The organism is Desulfovirgula thermocuniculi DSM 16036 (genome assembly GCF_000429345.1).
In the GTDB taxonomy this organism is placed as follows: Bacteria; Bacillota; Desulfotomaculia; order Desulfotomaculales; family Desulfovirgulaceae; genus Desulfovirgula; species Desulfovirgula thermocuniculi.
The window spans coordinates 25966-43659 of the sequence record NZ_AUBR01000008.1; the positions used below are offsets into that span (position 1 = coordinate 25966).

Genomic DNA, 17694 nt, shown 5'->3' on the forward strand with positions numbered 1-17694 from the left:
TCAATGCTACCGGGAGATTTCGTTAAACCAAACGGTTGCTTGATGCTTGCCCTCCACACCCTCAAAGCCAGGGTAGGATTCCTTGATTACCGGCCGGATGACGTATTTCACCCTCCCCAGCGCCTCCAGATCCTCCCAGGGGTTGCCCTCCACGGCCAAAAGATAAGCCGGGCGGCCCGGCGCAAGGCGTCCCAGAAAGTGCTCCAGCCCCAGGACCTCCGCACCGCCTGCCGTGGCCGCCGTGAGGACGTCCGCGGGGGAGAGGCCGGCTTCCCGGTAGAGCAGGATCTCCTCGAGGAAACTCCGGCCGTGCGCCACGCCGGCGGCGCCGGCGTCCGTGCCCACCCCCAGCTTGACGCCCGCCTCGCGGGCCAGGGCGATCATCTCCAGCTGGCGGCTCACGGTGCGGGCGATGACCCCGCGCTCCCGCGGGCCGTGCTTTTCCCGCAGGCCCTCTTTTAGCTGCGCCGCCACCGGGATCACCGTGGGCACCCAGGCCACGCCCTTTTCGGCCATGCGCCAAAGCAGCTCCCGCGTGAGGAAGTAGCCGTGCTCCACGGAGTCCACCCCCGCTTCCACGGCCAGGCGCACCGCCTCCTCCCCGCTGGCGTGGGCCATGACCTTTAAGCCGTGGCGCCTGGCGCAGGTGACGATGCGCCTTAGCTCCTCCGGGCCGAACTGCGGCGGGCCCACCCGCCCGTACTCTTTAAAGCTGACGAGGCCCGAGACCAGCACCTTGATTTGCCGCGCCCCTTCGCGGACCAGCGCGCCCACGGCTTCCTCCAGCTCCGCCGGTTCCAACCCCCTGCCCAGAAACGACCCGTATCCCCCTTTTTTGAAAAGGGCCCTCCCGCAAGCCACCACCAGCGGCCCCTCCAGATCCCCGCCAGCCACGCGGCGGGCGGCGGCCAGCCCCAGGCCCGCGGCATCGCCCCCGTCCCGCACGGCCAAAATGCCCCGCGCGGGGTAGGCGGCCAAGATCTGCGGCAGGCCTTCCCCATTTCCCAGGCCCAGGTGCACGTGGCAGTCCACCAGCCCCGGGAGCACGGTGCAGCCGGGGAGCTCTAAAACGGACGGCTGCGCCCGGCAGGGGTGCGGGCAGGAGGTCCCGCCCAGGGGGCAGGGAGATGCCGGCGCGGGAGTGCTCTTCCCGGCGCGCGGGGGCGCCAGGGCCGCTACCCTCCCTCCCCGCAGGCAGATAAGGGCTCCCTCCTCCGGCGGTTCCTTTCCGCCCCGCCAGGTGAGGGAGGCTTTAATCACCAGCGTTTTTTCGGCGGTCAGGGTGGTCACCTGCATGGCTTTCTTGGTGCTCCCGCACTTGAGAGGATTTCAGGGGGGTACACGTCGGCGGGCAGGACGGGTCCCGCCCAAAATTTCCGGTTTGCCGGGGGGCCGGGTTGGTGGGGGATCCGGCCTTCAAGGCAGGCCTGCCCTTTTGCTCGCGGCGGTGGAGGTAAATCATGAAGCCTGCGCCGACCAGGGCCACCAGCCCCAGGGAGGAAAAGGCGGCCGCCCACCCCCGCGGCCCGGGGAAGAGGTCCAGGAGCAGCCCGAAGGCGGGGGGAGCGGCGGTGGCCAGGAGGTAGCCCGCCAGGGTCTGCCAGGCCATGAGACGCCCCAGGCGCTCCCGGGGCGAAACTTCCGCCAGGGCGGTGGAGAACACCGGCGAGTCCGCCGTCACCACCAGGCTGTAGAGCGCCCCCACGGCCAGGAGGAGCCACAGGGGGCCGCCGTAGAGCCAACCGAAGACCAGGGAGCAGGCGGCGCTGGCGCACAGCAGGGCCGCGGCGGTAACGGCGCGCCCCAGCCGGTCGGAGATCCAGCCGGCCAGGGCGGTGGAGGGGGCCCCGAGCAGCACCGAGAGGGCGGTCAGGCTGGCGGCCAGGGAATTGGCCCGGGCCGCGCGTTCCTGCAGCACGGCGGTCAGGAAGGGGGAAAGCCAGGAGCGCAAGCCGTACATTTCCCACATGTGCGCGGCGTAGGCGAAGATGATAAGAACGGCGGCCGGCGCGTGGGGCGGCACGGGCGGGACATGCGCAGCGGGGGAGCGGGGCGGAATGGGGGCAAAGACCTCCCCCGGCCTCCTCCAGAGCAGGAGCGAGAGGGCCGCCGCCGGGATGCCCGCCGCGGCCAGGGAGAGGTAAACGGGCCGCCAGGGCCACAGCGCGGTAAGCGCCCCGGTAAGGGCAAAGGAGAGGGAGGTGCCCAGGAGGTAGGAGGAGACGTATATGCCCACCGCCCGCCCGCGCCGGGCGGGGGCCAGGGAGATGATCTTGATCCCGGGCATGTAGATCCCCCCCAGGCCGGCCCCTGCCAGGGCCCGCAGCAGCGTGCCCGAAACCAGGTCGCGCGCCAGGAGGGGGAAGAGGAAATGGGCGGCGGCGGAGAGCACCGCTCCCCCGGCCAGCGCGTAGCGGGCGTCGTAGCGGTCGGTGAGAGGCAGGGCCACCAGGGCGGCGGCAATATAGCCGGCCTGAAAGGCGGCCACCATCATCCCGGCGGAGGCGTGGGAGATACCCCACTCCTTCTCCACCACCGGCAGCACGGCAGGAAGGCAGTAGGCCGGCAGCAGCACCAGGAGCTGGATGAAGGAAAGGGCGGCCACGGGGATGCTTTTCTCGCCTGCGGCAATCTTTGCTCTCTCCATAATCCTGCCTATTCGCCGCCGCCGGCCCCGCTCCCTGCCGGAGGGGAGGGCAAATTGAGCATGAGCGGGGCGGCTTTGTTTGGGGAAGACGAGATGCCTTGTCAAGAGCCTGGTGAAAGGCGTAAGCTCTCGGCGAAGAGCTTTTTTGATCTTGGCCCCGGAGGCGAGGTTAAGGTGAGGGCTTTTAACGCAGGCGCGTGCGGGCGCGCAAATCATAAAAAGATAGCGTGAGCGCTTGTTTTCCCCTTGCCTCTGTGGTAAAATGAAGCTGACGCGGGTGGTATCTTTTTGAGAGAACCACACCGCTCCCTGCTAAAGTGCAGCAGCACAGCTAAACATAGCTTTTCCGCTTGGATCCGGAGAGGACCGAGACGGGCACGGGATAAGCAGGCCTTTCGGGCATTTCCGGAAGGCCTTTTTAATTTTGCGGGGTGAGAGATATGCCCAAGCCGGCCATAGCCGTCGTGGGCTGCGGGAAGGTGGGCAGCGCCCTGGCGCTGCTCCTGAAAGAGAGGGGCTACCCGGTGGCCGGGGTGGCCAGCAGGAGCTACGCCTCGGCCAAAAGGCTGGCCGAAGCCGCCGGCTGCCCCGCTTACGAGCGCCCGGAAGAGGCGGCCCGCGCGGCAGACCTGGTCTTCATCACCACGCCGGACCGCGAAATTGCCCCCGTGTCGCGGGCCATTGCCGAAAAGGGCGGCTTTAGGGCCGGCCAGGTGGTGGCCCACACCAGCGGCGCCCATCCCTCCGGGGAGCTGAAAGGCGCGCGGGAGGCCGGCGCCCTGGCGGTGTCCATCCACCCCCTGCAGTCCTTTGCCGACGTGGAAGCGGCCAGGCGGAACCTCCCCGGCTCGTACTTTGCCCTGGAGGGGGACGAGGAGGCCCTGCCCCTGGCGCGGCAGGTGGCGGAGGACCTGGGGGGGAAGCCCTTTGTCATCCGCGCGCAAGACAAAGTGCTCTACCACGCGGCGGCCTGCATCGCCTCCAACTACCTGGTTTCCCTCATGCACCTGGCTGCCAACATATACGCGCGCTTCGGGCTTTCGCCGCGGGAGGCCTTTGAGGCGCTGTACCCCCTGGTGCAGGGCACCGTGAACAACATCCGCGCCCTGGGCCCGGCGCAGGCCCTCACCGGCCCCATTGCCAGGGGGGACGCGGGCACCGTGGCCGGCCACCTCGGGCCGCTGGAGGGGGTGGGGGACCTGGAGGCGCAGGTGTACCGCCTGCTGGGCCTGTACACCGTGCGCGTGGCCCTGGAAAAGGGCTCCATCGGGGAGGAGCAGGCAAGGGAATTACGGAGGGTGCTGAAAGAAGGTGCCGGCAAGGAGGTGCCGACGTGGTTATCCTGCACACCGTAAAAGAGGTGCGCGATTTCGTGCGCCGGGCCCGCGCCGAGGGGAAGACCGTGGGCTTTGTGCCCACCATGGGCTACTTCCACGAAGGCCACCTGTCCCTCATGCGCCGCGCCCGGGAGGAGTGCGGCGTGGTGGTGGTGAGCATCTTCGTCAACCCCCTGCAGTTTGGCCCGCGGGAGGACTACCAGCGCTACCCGCGGGACTTCCAGCGGGACAGGGAGCTGGCCGAGGGCGCGGGCGTGGACGCCATCTTTTACCCCTCCGTGGAGGAGATGTACCCGCCGGGCTATGCCACCTACGTGGAGGTGCAGGGGATCACCGAGTGCCTCTGCGGGGTTTTCCGCCCGGGGCACTTCCGGGGCGTGACCACGGTGGTGGCCAAGCTCTTTAACATCGTGCAACCGGACAGGGCCTATTTCGGCCAGAAGGACGCCCAGCAGGCGCTGGTGATCAAGAAAATGGTGCGGGACCTCAACATGGACCTGGAGGTGGTGGTCCTGCCCACGGTGCGGGAAGAGGACGGCCTGGCCATGAGCTCCCGCAACGTGTACTTAAGCCCCCGGGAGAGGCAGCTGGCCGCCGCCATCCCCCGCAGCCTGCGGGCCGCCGAGGAGGTCTATAAGGCCGGCGAGCGGCAGGCGGAGAAGATCGTGGAGCTGGTGCGGGGCGTACTCGGGGAGTCGCCGGGGATAGAAATCGAGTACGTGGAGGTCAGGAGTCTGCCCAATTTAGAGCCCCTGGAGCGCGTGGAAGGGCCGGCCCTCCTGGCCCTGGCCGTGCGCATAGGTCCTGCCCGCCTGATCGACAACACCGTTTTGGGAGACGCCGCGGGGATATTCTAGAGGGGGTGGGTTTGAGTGTTTATCACGCTTTTTAAGGCCAAGATCCACCGCGCCACGGTTACCGAGGCCAACCTGCACTACATGGGCAGCATTACCATTGACGAGGCCCTTCTGGAGGCTTCCGGCATCCTGCCCCACGAGAAGGTGCAGCTGGTCAACCTGAACAACGGGGAGCGCTTTGAGACCTACGTCATCAAGGGGCCGCGTAACTCCGGCACCATCTGCTTGAACGGCGCCGCGGCCCGGCTGGTGCAGCCCGGCGACAAGGTGATCATCATTGCCTACGCCCTCATGACCCCCGCGGAGGCCGCCGACTTTTCCCCCACGGTGGTGCTGGTGGACGAGCACAACCGCGTGCTGGAGGTGCGGCGCGCCGAGGAGCACGGCCAGGCGGGGTAGGGGCCCTTGCCCAGGCGCACGGGGGCCGGACCAAGTGCACAGGGGTTGCCTTGACAAGCAAAAAAAGCGGGGGGTAGAATATCCTCAATAAAGTCCGGCCCCGGGCATTCTGGAGGGAGCCATGGAAGAAAAAGAAAGAGAGGAAAAGATCAGGCGCCTGACGGAGGAAATCAAACAACTGAAAAGGGAGCGCCGGGCGGTCATCCTGAGCCACGTCTACCAGCGCCCGGAGGTGCAGGAAGTGGCCGACTACGTAGGGGACTCCCTCGGCCTTTCCCAGCAGGCGGCCAAGACGGACGCCGAGGTGATCGTCTTCTGCGGCGTGCACTTCATGGCCGAGAGCGCGGCCATCCTCTCCCCGGATAAAATCGTTCTTTTGCCGGAGATCAAGGCCGGCTGCCCCATGGCCGACATGGTTACCGTGGAGGACCTGCGGGAGACCAAGAAGGAGATCCCCGGGGCCATTGTGGTGTGCTACGTGAACACCTCGGCGGCCGTCAAGGCGGAAAGCGACGTCTGCTGCACCAGCGCCAATGCCGTGAAGGTCGTTTCTTCCCTCCCTAAGGATCGGCCCATCCTCTTCATTCCCGACCAGAACCTGGGCCGCTACGTGGCCAAGAAGACGGGGAGGGACCTCATCCTCTGGGGCGGCTACTGCAGCACCCACGACAGGCTGACCAGGGAGGAAGTCCTGGAGGCCAAGAAGGCCCACCCCGGGGCCCTGGTGCTGGTGCACCCCGAGTGCCGCCCGGAGGTGGTGGAGCTGGCCGACGCGGTGGCCAGCACCACGGGCATGATCCGCTACGCCCGGGAGAGCGAGGCCCGGGAGTTCATCATCGGCACCGAGGAGGGCATCCTCCACCAGTTCCGGAAGCAGTGCCCGGGCAAGAGCTTTTACCTGGCCTCCCCCAAGCTCATCTGCCCCAACATGAAGGCCACCACCCTGGAAAAGGTGCACCGCTCCCTGCTGACCCTGGAGCCGCGCGTCACCGTGCCGCCGGAGATCCGCGAGGGGGCCCTGCGCGCCCTTGCGCGCATGCTGGAGCTGAGCTGAACCCGGGAGGGGGTAAGGGGTGAGCGGGCGCTACCTGGTGAACTTTGACAGCCGGCGGCTGCCCCAGGAGAGCTGGGACCTGGTGGTGCTTGGGAGCGGTATCGCCGGGCTTTACACAGCCCACGCCGCCGGCCGCCGCGGCTGGCGGGTGGTGGTGCTGACCAAGCACGGCGTGGAGGACAGCAGCACCGACCGGGCCCAGGGGGGGATTGCCGCCGCCCTGGGCAGCTCCGATTCGCCGGAGCTGCACTACCAGGACACCATTGCCGCCGGGGCGGGGCTCTGCGACCGGGACGCGGTGCGGGTGCTGGTGAACGAGGGGCCGGAGCGCGTCCGGGAGCTGATGGAGATGGGGGCGAGGTTTGACCGCGAGAACGGCAGGCTCGCCCTCACCCGGGAAGGGGCCCACAGCCGGCGGCGCATCCTGCACGCCGCCGGGGACGCCACCGGGGCGGAGATCCAGCGGGTTCTCTCCCTGGCGGTGAGGCAACTCCCCGGCGTGGAGGTTAGGGAAAACCACTTTGCCGTGGACCTCCTGGTGCACGAGGGCAGGTGCTACGGCGTGCTGGCCCTGGCCGGCGAACGGCTAAAAGTATTCTGGGGCCGGGCGGTGGTGCTGGCTACCGGCGGGCTGGGCCAGCTTTTCGAGGTTAGCACCAACCCGGAGGTGGCCACGGGCGACGGCATGGCCATGGCCTACCGCGCGGGGGCAGAGCTCATGGACATGGAGTTCGTGCAGTTTCACCCCACCGTCCTGAGCCTGCCGGGGGCGCCCCCTTTTCTCATTTCCGAGGCCGTGCGGGGCGAGGGGGCTATCTTGCGCAACGCCCGCGGAGAGCGCTTTATGCCCCGTTACCACCGGCTGGCCGAGCTGGCGCCCCGGGACGTGGTGGTGAGGGCCATCCTGGCGGAGATGGAGCAGACGGGGGTCCCCCACGTCTACCTCGACCTCTCCCACCTCGACCCGGAAGCGGTGCGCCAGCGCTTTCCCAACATCACCAGGACCTGCGCCGCCTACGGCCTGGACATCACCAAGGACCTCCTGCCGGTGGCCCCCGCCGCCCACTACATGATGGGGGGCGTGAAGACCAACCTCCACGGGGAGACGAGCATCGAAGGCCTGTACGCCTGCGGCGAGGTGGCCTGCCAGGGGGTGCACGGGGCAAACAGGCTGGCCAGCAACTCGCTTTTAGACGGTCTGGTCTTCGGCGGGCGCATCGTGGAGAGGGTGGCCGGGAGCCCCGCGGGGCCCGCGCGGCGGCCCGAGTTTTCCTGCCGGGAGCTGGAGGAGGCCCCGCCTTTGGACGTCGGGGACCTGCGCCGCCGCTTAAAGCGCGTCATGTCCAGGCACGTGGGCCCCGTGCGCGACGCCCGGGGGCTGGAGGAGGCTCTCTCCTTTTTCGCGCAGTGGTCTTTCCTGGAGAAGCACCAGGCGGCGGGCGTGGAGGAAATGGAGCTGCGCAACATGCTCCTGGTCGGCCAACTGGTGGCCCAGGCGGCCCTTTTGCGCACGGAGAGTCGGGGAGGGCACTACCGCCTTGATTACCCGGCGCCGCGGGACATATGGCTAAAGCACATTATCCTGCGCCGCTAAAAACCGCCATAAACATAAGGGGAGTTTAGCCCATGCTCAACGTTATCCTGCTGGAAGAGCTCATCGACAGGGTTTTAAAAGAGGACATCGGCACGGGGGACATCACCACCAACAGCATTGTGCCTCCCGGGCACACCACCATCGGCTTCATCAGGGCCAAGGAGCCCGGCGTGGTGGCCGGCCTGCCGGTGGCCCAGGCGGTGTTCCGGCGCCTCTCCCCGGGCATCTCCTTCCAGCAGCGGGTGCGCGAGGGGGAGAGGGTGCAGGCCGGCCAGCTCCTGGCGCGGGTGGAGGGCGACGCGCGGGCCATATTGAGCGGCGAGCGGGTGGCCTTGAACTTCCTGCAGCGCATGTCGGGCATTGCCACCTACACCGCCCGGCTGGTGGACCTCATCCGCGGCTACAAGGCAAAGATCGTGGACACCCGCAAGACCACACCGGGCCTGCGTCTCCTGGAAAAGTACGCCGTGCGCGTGGGCGGAGGCCAGAACCACCGCTTCGGCCTCTTTGACGCCGTGTTAATTAAGGACAACCACATCAAGATTGCCGGCAGCATCACCCGGGCGGTGGAGCTGGCCAGGGCGAGCATCCCCCACACCATGAAGGTGGAGGTGGAGGTGGAGGACCTGGCCGGGGTGGAAGAGGCGCTGGCCGCCGGGGCGGACGTAATCATGCTGGACAACATGGACGTCCAGACAATCGCCAGGGCCGTGGAGATGGCCGCCGGGCGCGCCCTCCTGGAGGCCTCCGGCGGCATCACCGAGCAAAACATCGTGGAGGTGGCCAAAACGGGCGTGGACTTCATTTCCCTGGGCGCCCTCACCCACTCGGCCAGGGCCCTGGACATCAGCCTGGACGTGGGGGAACTAAAGCCCCTGTAGTATTTTGCGGAGCGGCGGTGGGCGGGCCGTGTACGAGCTGAAGCCGGTGAGGAACAAGAAAATTTACGAGGAGATCGTCGAGCAGGTCAAGCAGCTGATTGCCGAAGGGGTGCTGGCTCCCGGCGACAAGCTGGTTTCGGAAAAGGAGCTGGCGGAAAAGCTCCAGGTAGGCCGCTCGGCGGTGCGGGAGGCCTTTCGCGCCCTGGAGGCCCTGGGCATCCTGGAGGTGAAGCCGGGCGAGGGGGCCTTCATCCGCCGCGTGGAGCCCCAGGCCTTTACGGAAATGCTGGCCCTGGCGCTCCTGATGGACAAAAACACCACGAAAGAGCTCATGGAGCTCCGCCGCATCCTGGAGGTGGAGTCCGCCGGCCTGGCCTCCTTAAGGCACACTCCCGAGGACCTGGCCAGGATGGAGGAGGCCCTGGCGGAAATGGAGGCGGACATTCGGGCCGGCAACCTGGGGGAAAAGGCCGACTGGAAGTTCCACTACGCCGTGGCCGTAGCCACCCACAACTCCCTGGTGGTGGAGCTCATGAACACCATTGCCGGCACCATGCAAAAGGTGCTGCGCAAGGCCCGCATGGAGCTCTACCGCACTCCCGGCACCCCGCAGCGCCTCTTAAACGAGCACCGCGCCATCTACCAGGCCATCCGGGAGGGCCGGGACGGGGACGCCCGGCGGGCCATGTTTGAGCACCTGGACAAGGTGGAAAAGGGTCTCAAGGTGTAGGGCAGCAGGGCAGGCGTTTTTAAGAACTCTTGGCGGGAGGCTTATGGCGTTGGAGAACCCGGTGGAGAGGGTGCGGGCTTTTCTCGCCCGCTTCCCCTTTAACATTGAGGTGCGCGAGTTTGACGAGAGCACCCACACGGCGGAGCTGGCCGCCCGCGCCGTGGGGGTGGAGGTGGGGCAGATTGCCAAGTCGGTGCTCTTTGAGGTGGGCGGCCAGATGGTCATGGTGGTCACCAGCGGCGACGTGAAGGTAAGCCAGTCCAAGCTAAAGGCCCACCTGGGGGTAAAGGGCAAGGTGAAGCTGGCCGACGCCCGGACCATTGAAGAGGTCACCGGCTTCCCGCCCGGCGGCGTGTGCCCCTTTGCCTTAAAGCGGCCCGTGCGCGTGCTCATTGACGTGAGCATGAAGAGATTTCCCTGCGTGTACATTGCCGCCGGCAGCCCCCGCTCAGCCGCCCCGGTGACGGTGGAGCAGTTGCTGGCCATCACCGGCGGCGAGCTCTGCGATTTATCGTGAGCGGGGGGGCGCGGGCGGGCGGGAGCCGGGCGCCGGGCAAAAAACGGCGGCGGCCCGGGCGCAGGGCCCTTGACGGCGCGGGCCAGTCTGCTATAATTTACTTAGGCACGGTGTAAGCCCCACCACAGGCGGTGCGGGCTTAGTTTATCGGCGGAAAAGGGGTGGTCATGGTGGGTAAGGTGGTCACGGTCAACAGGCGGGCCCGCCATGACTATCACATCCTGGAAACCTACGAAGCGGGCATCGTCCTTACCGGCACCGAGGTGAAGTCCCTGCGGGCCGGACGGGCCAACCTGCAGGACAGCTACGCCCGCGTGGAAAACGGCGAGCTGTTCCTGTACAACATGCACATCAGCCCCTACGACCAGGGGAACCGCTTTAACCACGAGCCCAAGCGTACCAGGAAGCTCCTCATGCACAAAAGGGAAATCATGCGCCTTTTGGGCAAGAGCCGTGAAAAGGGTCTCACCCTCGTGCCGTTGAAGGTGTACTTTAACGAGCGGGGTAAGGCCAAGGTGGAGCTGGCCCTGGCGCGGGGCAAGAAAGCCATTGACAAGCGGGAAGACATAGCCGCGCGGGACGCCCGCCGGGAAATCGAGCGGGCCCTGCGGGGCAAAATATAGCATGGGGGCGAAAGGTTTCGACGGGGGAAGCGGTGGCAGGAGTAGCGAGCCGGGGTTCCCATCTGCCCGTAAAACGGTGGGGAAAAAAATAACTGCCAACGAAGAATACGCTCTGGCTGCTTAATTAAGCGGCCACATCCTGCCGGCGCCGGGCCCGTGGCGCTGGACAGGGTGTCGACTTAACGGGCTGGCCGCTGGCCGGTGCCCGGCCGGCAGCGGGACGGCAACCGGGCTAGCCCCCGCGGAGGCTGGCTGTGGCCGCCAAAGGGGCGAAAGCTAAAGCACAGCCTGCGCTCGGAGAAGCTCCTGTGGCTGTTCTCTCGGACGGTGGGTTCGAATCCCCCCGCCTCCACCATTCAAATCCACAGTTATTTTAAAGACCACTTCAATTTTTTCCCTGGTCACGATTACTTTTTCTACGAATTCCTGGACCAGCCTCTTGCAGGCGTCCAGGTTTTTGTTTTTAAGAAGGCGCATGTTTTCCTTCAGGTATTTTGTGACCGCTTCTAAAGTGACAGTGTTTGCTTCTGCTTTGATCCGCAGTTCATGGAATTGTCCTTCCAGAAGGGCCTTTTTTGCCTCAAGGGCTTTAATCTTTTCCAAGACGGGGTGTACGGTAACCCCGCCGGCGGCCAGCGCCTCTACCAGATTATCGATTTTTCTCTGTGCGTCTGCCAGTTCTCTTTCCAGGTGCCGCAGTTCCCCAGCATAATCTTCCTGCTGCAGGCGGTGGTAGTGGACGATTTTTTCTGCCAGGCGCGGTATGACCTCTTCGTTAAAGATCTGCACTTCCAGCTGGGCTAAAACAAAGGCTTCCAAGAGCTCCTTGCTGACTTTCTCGTTGGAGCACTGCCCGGTCCTGTTCCCGTAGTTGCAGGCGTAGTAATACCTTTTCCTGTGCTGCCTGCTCTTCTTGGTCAGGTAGGCGGAGGAATCGCCGTTCATGCGGTGGCCGCATTCCCCGCACCAGATAAGGCCCGAGAGCAGGTAGACTACCTTTGCCTTGAAGCGCCCCGGGCCGGTGCGGTTTTCGTCCATGCGCTCCTGCACCCGGGCAAACGTTTCATGGTCTATAATTGCGGGTATGGCGCCGGGAATTTCGATGATTTCGTCCCGGGACTTGCTGAGGTGGTTGTTCCTGCGACCGTCCCTTTTGGCCGCACTGCGGTTGAAGATGTAGGTGCCGGTGTACTTCTTGTTCCGGAGGATTTCGTAGAGGCTGTTTTTGCCGAACGGCCGTCCGCTTTTTGTCCTATACCCGCGGGAGTTCAGGTAATCTATAATTTCACCGTAGCTGTGCCCCTGGCTGTACATTTCGAAAATGAGCCTTACTGCCCGGGCCTCCACCTCGTTGATTACATACCTGCCCTCGCTGTTCACGTCGTAACCCAGCGGCGGCCTCCCTCCCGTGTGCTTTCCCTGCAGTGCCGTTTCCCTCATCCCCTTCATCACTTCCCGGGCCAGGTTGCGGCTGTAATATTCCGCCATGCCCTCTATGATCGACTCCATTAAAATGGACTCCGGGCTGTCGTCCAGGTGCTCCAGCACCGACTCCACGCGCACGCCGGCCCGGCGCAGCTCGCGCTTGTAGAACGCGCTGTCGTAGCGGTTGCGGGCGAAGCGGTCCAGCTTATGCACCAAGAGCACATCCGCCTGCACAAGGCCGCTCTTGATCTCCTCGACCATCTTCAAGAACCCCGGCCGGTCGTCGGTGGTGGCCGAGCGGGCCTCGTCGGTGTAAACCTTCACCACCGTGTAGCCCCGCCGCCGGGCGTACTCCTCGCAGGCCCGCACCTGGGCCGTGATGGATTCCTCCCGCTGGTTGTCGCTGGAGTAGCGGGCGTAGATGACGGCTCTCACCGCTTGCAACCCCCCTCACCCTAGCGTACGTCCTTGATGACCTTCCTGACGACGCCGATGATCTCCAGCTCGCTGGGTGTGAGGGCGCGGTATTTGGGGTTGGCAGGTTCTAAGCGCACCTGGCCGTCGATGCGGTAGAACCGCTTGATGGTCACCTCGTTTCTTATCCTGGCCACCACGGTCTGGCCGTTTTTGGCCTCGTGCGTCATCTCCACCAGGACGTAGTCCCCGTCTTCTATGCCCACGTCCTGCATGCTGTCGCCGCTGACCTTGAGCGCAAAGCACCTCCCTTTGACGAACTCCTTGGGCAGCGGCATGTGGCCCAGGAGGTTCTCCTCTTCAATGACCGGGCCGCCCGCCGGCACGGAGCCGACGACGGGCACCTCGATGACCTCCCACTGGGCACTGCGCCTGCTGATGAGGCTGGACACGCTCACGCCGAGGGCCGCCGCCACTTTCTCCAGGAACTTTAAGCTGGGGGTGACGTCGCCCCTTTCCACGTCGGAGACGTACGAGTGGGACACCCCGGCCAGCCTGGCCAGCTCGCGCTGGTTCAAGCCCCTCTCCTCGCGCAGCTTCCTGATGTTTTCCCCGATGGTCATCGTGGTGCTCCCCCCGTTCCGCTTGTTACGGATAGTATACCGCAGGGGGCGCCCGCGGCCAAAACGGCGTGCGGGGGAGATCTGCGGCGAACGAACGTTTGTTTACGAGAAAAGCGGACACAATACGAAGATTTCGTATTTGCGCCCTGCTCGGTATAATTGTACAATGTAAGCATAAATCGTCAGCGGAGGTGGCTGGGGAGTGGAGTTCGGCGGCCGCGTGAGGGAGGCCAGGCAGAGGCTCGGGATGACCCAGCGCGAGCTGGCCTCGGCGACGGGGCTCAGCACGCAGTACATAAGCGACATCGAGCGGGGCCTGGCCACCGGGACCACGGAGACCGTGGCCAGGATCTGCAGGGCCCTGGGCCTCTCTATGGACGAAATTTTTTTGGCCGCGAGTTACGAAAATACCGAGCAGGCGGGGCGGCAGGGGGAGGTCGGGTGCGGTGCAGGTGGTGCTGGTGCGGGTGACGGCGCGGCGCACGAGGGAGGGGCTTGAGACGATCCGGCGGGAGGTGGTGGGCATATGCCGTGAGGAGGCGGACGAGTTCATTAGCCGGACGGCCAGGATACTGGCCCCGGCGGTCACCAGGGAGTGGTCAACAGCAAAAAGGAGGGGGAAGGAGCATGACCTGCGCCAACTGCAGGATTTACCTTGAGCCGGGCGAGTTTTACTACCTGCTGAACATCGTGCTCTGCGGGTGGTGCTACCGGCTCTTAAAAGAGCACCTGGCGGCTGACCGTGCGGCGGAAACCGCCGCGGCGGGCACTAGGGGGAGGTGACACCGTGAAGTACACCCACGACTTTGCACTGCCGAGGGAATTCGGCCGCACCCTCAGCCGCGCCGTAGCGTACTGCCGCCGGTGCGGCGCGGAATGGGACGTTCACCGCACCGCCCTCGGCGTCCAGTGGCGGCCCAAAAACGAGGTCGCGAAGACGCCGTACTGCAAAAGGAGGTGAGGGAAGTGGCTCTGGACAGGCTGCAGGACTTAGGGGCGGTGCCCGCCCCGGCCCGGGTTACGGCGAGCGCCGGGGAGCTGGCGCGCCGCAAGATCTACGCCGGCATCCCCGATGACGACGTGGCGCTGGCCCTGGCCATATGCCAGAAGTACGGCCTCGACCCGCTTCTGCGGCATGTGGTCCTCATTGCCAAAAACGCTAAAGATGAAGTAACCGGGCAGTGGACTAAAAGGTACGATGCCTACATCACCAGGGACGGCCTGCTGCACATCGCGCACTCCACCGGGCTCCTGGACGGCATTGAGGTGACGCTGGGCAAAGATGAGCTTGGCGAGTGGGCGGAGTGCGCCGTGTACAGGAAGGACATGAGCCGCCCTTTCCGCTACCGAGTGTACATGAACGAGTACGCCCAGGAGCCCAGGGGGGCCTGGAAGACCCACCCCAGGGCCATGCTGACCAAGACGGCGGAGGTGTTCGCCCTGCGGAGGGCCTTCGACGTGGCCCTTACCCCGGTGGAGGAGATGGGCATCGATGAGGATTCCGGCCAGGGGGAACTTGCCGGCCTGCGGCAGGCCTGCCGGGGAGAAATTGACCTCCTCGGGGGCACTGCGGCGGATGTGCCGGAGGCCAGTGCAGTCAGGGAGGAGGGCGCAGGGGAGGGGCGCAGGAAGGGCGGGGAGGGTGTGGCCCTGCCGGGCGGCGCCGGCGGTGCTCCGGGGGCTGCCAGGAAGCGGCTCCTTTAGGCTGGAAGACAGGAGTGGCAGGCTGAGGTCGGGTGGGGTGCAGGTTTTCACCCCGCGGGCACAGGAGGCGCCCGCTCCTGGCGGAGGATTTCCCCGACCCCGGAGCGGGCGGCCTGCCGGCCCGACGCCTCAGCCAGCCGGTGCGTGCGGTTCCGGGCCTTCTGCCGGTGAAAGCGGGTGGCTTCTATTCACTTGAGGGGCGTGTTCCAATGCTTGAGCACGTTTTATTTAGTACATCATTGAGCATGCTTATGCCCTCTTCCAGCGACTTCTTGGAAAGCCAGCCTTCCCTGTAGGCCTTGCATAAAAGCTCAAAAATGCAGATTACGGAAGGAATTCTTGCCTGGCCCCTGGCCGGCTGCAGTGAGCCGTCGGGGCGGCGCCAGATGAACCTGTACCCTTCCTCTGAACAGGTGGGGCTGTAGTGGTAGGTGCATTCCTGGAAGCAGAGGCACCAGTCCTGGTCATCGTGTTGCCTGACTTCATTTAAAATTTTTACGTATGCCATAGATAAAAAACCTCCTTTTGAAAGTATTTTAAATCTTTTAATTGGCTGTCCGCCCACCAAAGACGTTTATCTTCAGTTTTTTGAGCCAAAAACATATAAGTTTCTGCAGTTGTACGGGGCTTTATTAATTAACTGAGCCCTCACCCTCCAGGAACGATCTGGAGGTCTTTTTCAAGCCCCAGAACACGACAGATTTACTCGTTTGGGAGGAGGTATTAAATTGGCGGACTGGGCAGGACTGAGCGAGCGCGAGCGGGTCGTGCTGGAGTGCCTTCCTGCCGGCCACAAAAGGGCCATCCACAAGCGTAAGCTGGCCGAGCTGGCCGGTATGAGCGAGCGGGAAGTGCGGGAGATCATCTACAGCCTGGTGGTCAACCGCGGGGTGCCCGTAGGGAGCTGCACGGAGCCGCACAGCGGGGGCTACTTCCTCATCCAGGACGAAGAGGACTTAGAAGTTGCCACGCGGCACTTAAAGCCCCGGGCAGCGGCCATCTTCCGCCGGGCCCGGGCCTTAGAGAAGATCGCCGGGGACAGGTTCGGGCGGCAGCTGAGGCTGGTGGCGGAATGAGGGCGGGTGCACAGCGCGGCCACCCGGGGGGCGGATCTGGTCCCGCCGGGTGGGGCGCCGGGGCGGCAGGGAGGCTGGCTACCTGGGCCCGCGGGCGCCTTAAGGCGGTGGACAAGCCGGCCACTTGGGCGGAGGAGTGGCTGGAGGCTCCGGACGGCCCGGCGGAGCTGGCGGCGGCTTACCTCGTCCTGGCCCTGGCCGTGATCTACCTGACCGGCCACCTGGTGGCTTTTGTCCTGCGTTGGTGAGGGCATGCACGTGCTCGTGGGGGAAACCGGCGACAGGCGGCACCTGGCGGCACTGCAGAAGCTGGGGTGGGGCCGCATGTTCGTCACCAAAACCCCGCAACCATACACTGGCGAGAGGTGGGGGTTCGACAACGGGGCTTTCCGGGACTGGCTGGCCGGGCGGGCCTTCGACGGGGACCGTTTCCTGCGCCGGCTTGAACGGGCATACCGGGCGGGCACACCATACCTGGCGGTAGCCCCGGACGTGGTTGCCGGAGGCCTTGGGAGCCTTGAGTTCTCAATTAAATGGCTGGAGAGGTTGCCGGAAAGCTGGCCCTGGTTTCTGGCTGTGCAGGATGGAATGGGCCTGTCCGACGTTGAACCGGTAATCCACCTCTTTGCCGGCATCTTTATGGGCGGCACCGACGCCTTCAAAGCCACGGCTCCCCACTGGGCGGCTCTTGCCCACCGCCACGGGAAAAGGTTCCACTACGGCCGGGCAGGCACCTTCCGCAAGCTGCGGCGCGCCCATGACGCGGGTGCAGATTCGGTGGACTCCGCGCTGCCCATCTGGAAGGCAGAGCGCTTCGCCCAGTTCGTCAGGTGGTTTGAGACACTGTCAAAAGACGGGCAGCTCAGGATCTGGCCCGCCTGCGCGGGCTCGCCGCTGCCCGGGTAGAAAAGGAGGAGGGGCATGCCGGGCTGGATCAAGCTGTGGCGCCAGCTTGCCGACAACGGCCACTTCAAAATGCCGGATCTGGCCTTCAAGCTGTGGATATACTGCCTGCTGAAGGCCAGCCCTTTCCCCGCGGACGGGCTTGCGCCCGGGGAGCTGTATCTATCCTACAGCGAGATCCAGCGGGAGCTCGGCCGGCCCGGCACCAAAATGAGCAGGAGCACCATCTCCCGGGCGCTGCGCTACCTGGAGGAGCACGGCTATCTCAGCCTGGAGGCGGCCGCCTTTAAGGGCATCAGGGCCCGGGTCGTAAACTGGGACAGGTACCAGTGTGCCGCTGGTACAGAAAGTGTACCAGCTGGGCCAGCCGCCAGTACAGAAAGTGTACCGGAGGGAAAGCCAGGCGCGGCGCGGCTTCCCGCCTCCTCTAGTACGGAAAATGTACCAGGCCCAGTACTCTCAGAGTACCAGACTAGTTCTCTCAGAGTACCCGGGAAAGGCCCTGAGCCCAGAAACGGCGCGGCTTCCGGAGCGCCCAAGAATAATGATAAGAATATTGATCTTGGTGTAGGTGTAGTGGTCAATGACGGCAGGGAGCAAATCCAAAAACTCTTTGAAGCCGAGTTCGGCCGGGCCCTCTCGCCAATTGAGACTAACCAGCTGGATAACTGGCTGGCGGGGTACGGTCCGGAAATGGTGCGCGAGGCTCTGGCCCGGGCGGTACTCCAGGACAAGCGCACCCTGGCCTACGTGGGGGGAATCCTTAGGCGCCAGGCCGGCGTGACCGCCCCGGAGCGGGCCGCACGAGCTGAGTCCGGGCGCCGGCAGGGGCGCGCGCGTGGCGCCTCCGACTGGGGCCAGGACGAGGAGGAAAAGAGAAAGCTTTTGAGGAGCCTCTACCTCAGCTAGA

The 17694-nt window shown here is 65.3% G+C and carries 23 protein-coding genes, 1 other RNA gene and 1 pseudogene; 20 read left to right on the forward strand and 5 right to left on the reverse strand.

The annotated features are described in order from the left end of the window. Positions 1-6: 6 nt before the first annotated feature. Both G454_RS20235 and G454_RS17525 read right to left on the reverse strand, forming a co-directional pair. Complete coding sequence (locus G454_RS20235; RefSeq protein ID WP_051275809.1) at positions 7-1296, reverse strand: metal-dependent hydrolase family protein; 1290 nt, start codon at positions 1294-1296, stop codon at positions 7-9. Next, positions 1253-2647, reverse strand: coding sequence for an MFS transporter (locus G454_RS17525; RefSeq protein WP_051275811.1), 1395 nt, complete (start codon positions 2645-2647; stop codon positions 1253-1255). The genes G454_RS20235 and G454_RS17525 overlap by 44 nt, the downstream gene beginning before the upstream one ends. 440 nt (positions 2648-3087) lie before the next feature. Here G454_RS17525 and G454_RS17530 point away from each other — a divergent pair, with 440 nt between their 5' ends. The 11 genes from G454_RS17530 to G454_RS22280 all read left to right on the forward strand — a co-directional run bounded on the left by G454_RS17530 (position 3088) and on the right by G454_RS22280 (position 11443). Continuing rightward, a complete protein-coding gene (locus tag G454_RS17530; protein WP_051275813.1) occupies positions 3088-4002 on the forward strand; it encodes a Rossmann-like and DUF2520 domain-containing protein in 915 nt (304 codons plus the stop codon). After that, a complete protein-coding gene (gene panC / locus G454_RS0103325) occupies positions 3981-4841 on the forward strand; it encodes a pantoate--beta-alanine ligase (protein WP_027717454.1) in 861 nt (286 codons plus the stop codon). Before G454_RS17530 ends, panC begins: the two co-directional genes overlap by 22 nt. Positions 4842-4856: 15 nt before the next feature. Next, positions 4857-5240, forward strand: coding sequence for an aspartate 1-decarboxylase (panD, locus tag G454_RS0103330; protein ID WP_027717455.1), 384 nt, complete (start codon positions 4857-4859; stop codon positions 5238-5240). Positions 5241-5361: 121 nt separating this feature from the next. Next, positions 5362-6294 carry a quinolinate synthase NadA gene (gene nadA / locus G454_RS0103335; protein ID WP_035106733.1) on the forward strand — a complete coding sequence of 311 codons (933 nt, stop codon included), beginning with the start codon at positions 5362-5364 and terminating at the stop codon, positions 6292-6294. Between the two features lie 19 nt (positions 6295-6313). Further along, a complete protein-coding gene (gene nadB / locus G454_RS0103340; protein ID WP_027717457.1) occupies positions 6314-7888 on the forward strand; it encodes an L-aspartate oxidase in 1575 nt (524 codons plus the stop codon). A gap of 32 nt (positions 7889-7920) precedes the next feature. Continuing rightward, positions 7921-8769, forward strand: coding sequence for a carboxylating nicotinate-nucleotide diphosphorylase (gene nadC / locus G454_RS0103345; protein WP_027717458.1), 849 nt, complete (start codon positions 7921-7923; stop codon positions 8767-8769). Between the two features lie 4 nt (positions 8770-8773). Further along, the gene (locus G454_RS0103350; protein ID WP_211229927.1) at positions 8774-9499 is read left to right on the forward strand and encodes a FadR/GntR family transcriptional regulator; all 726 of its coding nucleotides are present in this window, start codon (positions 8774-8776) and stop codon (positions 9497-9499) included. Between the two features lie 43 nt (positions 9500-9542). Continuing rightward, positions 9543-10016 carry a YbaK/EbsC family protein gene (locus G454_RS0103355; protein ID WP_027717460.1) on the forward strand — a complete coding sequence of 158 codons (474 nt, stop codon included), beginning with the start codon at positions 9543-9545 and terminating at the stop codon, positions 10014-10016. 170 nt (positions 10017-10186) lie between these two features. Beyond that, positions 10187-10639 (forward strand): SsrA-binding protein SmpB, encoded by a 453-nt coding sequence (smpB, locus tag G454_RS0103360; protein WP_425387426.1) that lies wholly within the window; start codon positions 10187-10189, stop codon positions 10637-10639. A gap of 3 nt (positions 10640-10642) precedes the next feature. After that, positions 10643-10994: a transfer-messenger RNA gene (gene ssrA, locus G454_RS20780) on the forward strand. 191 nt (positions 10995-11185) lie between these two features. After that, entirely contained in the window at positions 11186-11443 is a 258-nt protein-coding gene (locus G454_RS22280) for a hypothetical protein (RefSeq protein ID WP_245574301.1), read from the forward strand. A gap of 48 nt (positions 11444-11491) precedes the next feature. On the opposite strand, the pseudogene G454_RS22285 reads toward G454_RS22280, so the two are convergent. Together G454_RS22285 and G454_RS0103370 are read right to left on the reverse strand one after the other, a co-directional pair. Continuing rightward, positions 11492-12499, reverse strand: a pseudogene (locus G454_RS22285) (recombinase family protein); the annotation flags it as partial. Positions 12500-12519: 20 nt separating this feature from the next. Next, positions 12520-13101, reverse strand: a complete 582-nt coding sequence (locus G454_RS0103370) for a LexA family protein (RefSeq protein WP_027717462.1) — start codon at positions 13099-13101, stop codon at positions 12520-12522. A gap of 202 nt (positions 13102-13303) precedes the next feature. Here G454_RS0103370 and G454_RS17540 point away from each other — a divergent pair, with 202 nt between their 5' ends. The 5 genes from G454_RS17540 to G454_RS0103390 are packed head-to-tail and all read left to right on the forward strand — an operon-like array spanning position 13304 to position 14805. After that, positions 13304-13600, forward strand: coding sequence for a helix-turn-helix domain-containing protein (locus G454_RS17540; protein WP_051275817.1), 297 nt, complete (start codon positions 13304-13306; stop codon positions 13598-13600). Next, positions 13548-13760 carry a hypothetical protein gene (locus G454_RS21305; protein WP_156896643.1) on the forward strand — a complete coding sequence of 71 codons (213 nt, stop codon included), beginning with the start codon at positions 13548-13550 and terminating at the stop codon, positions 13758-13760. Before G454_RS17540 ends, G454_RS21305 begins: the two co-directional genes overlap by 53 nt. After that, on the forward strand, positions 13729-13884 hold the full coding sequence (locus G454_RS21310; protein WP_156896644.1) for a hypothetical protein: 156 nt from the start codon (positions 13729-13731) through the stop codon (positions 13882-13884). Before G454_RS21305 ends, G454_RS21310 begins: the two co-directional genes overlap by 32 nt. Before the next feature lie 4 nt (positions 13885-13888). After that, a complete protein-coding gene (locus G454_RS21755) occupies positions 13889-14062 on the forward strand; it encodes a hypothetical protein (RefSeq protein ID WP_169719301.1) in 174 nt (57 codons plus the stop codon). Between the two features lie 5 nt (positions 14063-14067). Further along, a complete protein-coding gene (locus G454_RS0103390) occupies positions 14068-14805 on the forward strand; it encodes a recombinase RecT (protein WP_027717463.1) in 738 nt (245 codons plus the stop codon). Positions 14806-14989: 184 nt separating this feature from the next. Here G454_RS0103390 and G454_RS17545 read toward each other — a convergent pair whose 3' ends face one another. Then, the gene (locus G454_RS17545; RefSeq protein ID WP_211229928.1) at positions 14990-15313 is read right to left on the reverse strand and encodes a hypothetical protein; all 324 of its coding nucleotides are present in this window, start codon (positions 15311-15313) and stop codon (positions 14990-14992) included. A 220-nt stretch (positions 15314-15533) separates the two neighbouring features. Here G454_RS17545 and G454_RS0103400 point away from each other — a divergent pair, with 220 nt between their 5' ends. From G454_RS0103400 to G454_RS20245, 4 genes are read left to right on the forward strand one after another with little or no spacing between them, the layout of a single operon-like run. Further along, complete coding sequence (locus G454_RS0103400) at positions 15534-15881, forward strand: hypothetical protein (protein WP_035106737.1); 348 nt, start codon at positions 15534-15536, stop codon at positions 15879-15881. After that, complete coding sequence (locus G454_RS0103405) at positions 15878-16129, forward strand: hypothetical protein (RefSeq protein WP_027717465.1); 252 nt, start codon at positions 15878-15880, stop codon at positions 16127-16129. Before G454_RS0103400 ends, G454_RS0103405 begins: the two co-directional genes overlap by 4 nt. After that, positions 16113-16787: a hypothetical protein gene (locus G454_RS20240; protein WP_156896645.1), complete on the forward strand. Its 675-nt coding sequence runs from the start codon at positions 16113-16115 to the stop codon at positions 16785-16787. Before G454_RS0103405 ends, G454_RS20240 begins: the two co-directional genes overlap by 17 nt. Positions 16788-16802: 15 nt before the next feature. After that, positions 16803-17693 carry a DnaD domain protein gene (locus tag G454_RS20245; protein ID WP_051275819.1) on the forward strand — a complete coding sequence of 297 codons (891 nt, stop codon included), beginning with the start codon at positions 16803-16805 and terminating at the stop codon, positions 17691-17693. Position 17694: the final 1 nt, after the last annotated feature.

Excerpts from the sequence above, each read along its gene's own strand:
- nadA (WP_035106733.1), top strand. The coding sequence starts at position 5,362 with ATGGAAGAAAAAGAAAGAGAGGAAAAGATCAGGCGCCTGACGGAGGAA.
- G454_RS20245 (WP_051275819.1), top strand. The coding sequence starts at position 16,803 with ATGCCGGGCTGGATCAAGCTGTGGCGCCAGCTTGCCGACAACGGCCAC.
- G454_RS22280 (WP_245574301.1), top strand. The coding sequence starts at position 11,186 with ATGGAATTGTCCTTCCAGAAGGGCCTTTTTTGCCTCAAGGGCTTTAAT.
- G454_RS0103355 (WP_027717460.1), top strand. The coding sequence starts at position 9,543 with ATGGCGTTGGAGAACCCGGTGGAGAGGGTGCGGGCTTTTCTCGCCCGC.
- G454_RS17525 (WP_051275811.1), bottom strand. The coding sequence starts at position 2,647 with ATGGAGAGAGCAAAGATTGCCGCAGGCGAGAAAAGCATCCCCGTGGCC.
- G454_RS20235 (WP_051275809.1), bottom strand. The coding sequence starts at position 1,296 with ATGCAGGTGACCACCCTGACCGCCGAAAAAACGCTGGTGATTAAAGCC.
- G454_RS21310 (WP_156896644.1), top strand. The coding sequence starts at position 13,729 with ATGACCTGCGCCAACTGCAGGATTTACCTTGAGCCGGGCGAGTTTTAC.
- G454_RS0103370 (WP_027717462.1), bottom strand. The coding sequence starts at position 13,101 with ATGACCATCGGGGAAAACATCAGGAAGCTGCGCGAGGAGAGGGGCTTG.
- G454_RS17545 (WP_211229928.1), bottom strand. The coding sequence starts at position 15,313 with ATGGCATACGTAAAAATTTTAAATGAAGTCAGGCAACACGATGACCAG.
- G454_RS17530 (WP_051275813.1), top strand. The coding sequence starts at position 3,088 with ATGCCCAAGCCGGCCATAGCCGTCGTGGGCTGCGGGAAGGTGGGCAGC.
- nadC (WP_027717458.1), top strand. The coding sequence starts at position 7,921 with ATGCTCAACGTTATCCTGCTGGAAGAGCTCATCGACAGGGTTTTAAAA.
- G454_RS0103405 (WP_027717465.1), top strand. The coding sequence starts at position 15,878 with ATGAGGGCGGGTGCACAGCGCGGCCACCCGGGGGGCGGATCTGGTCCC.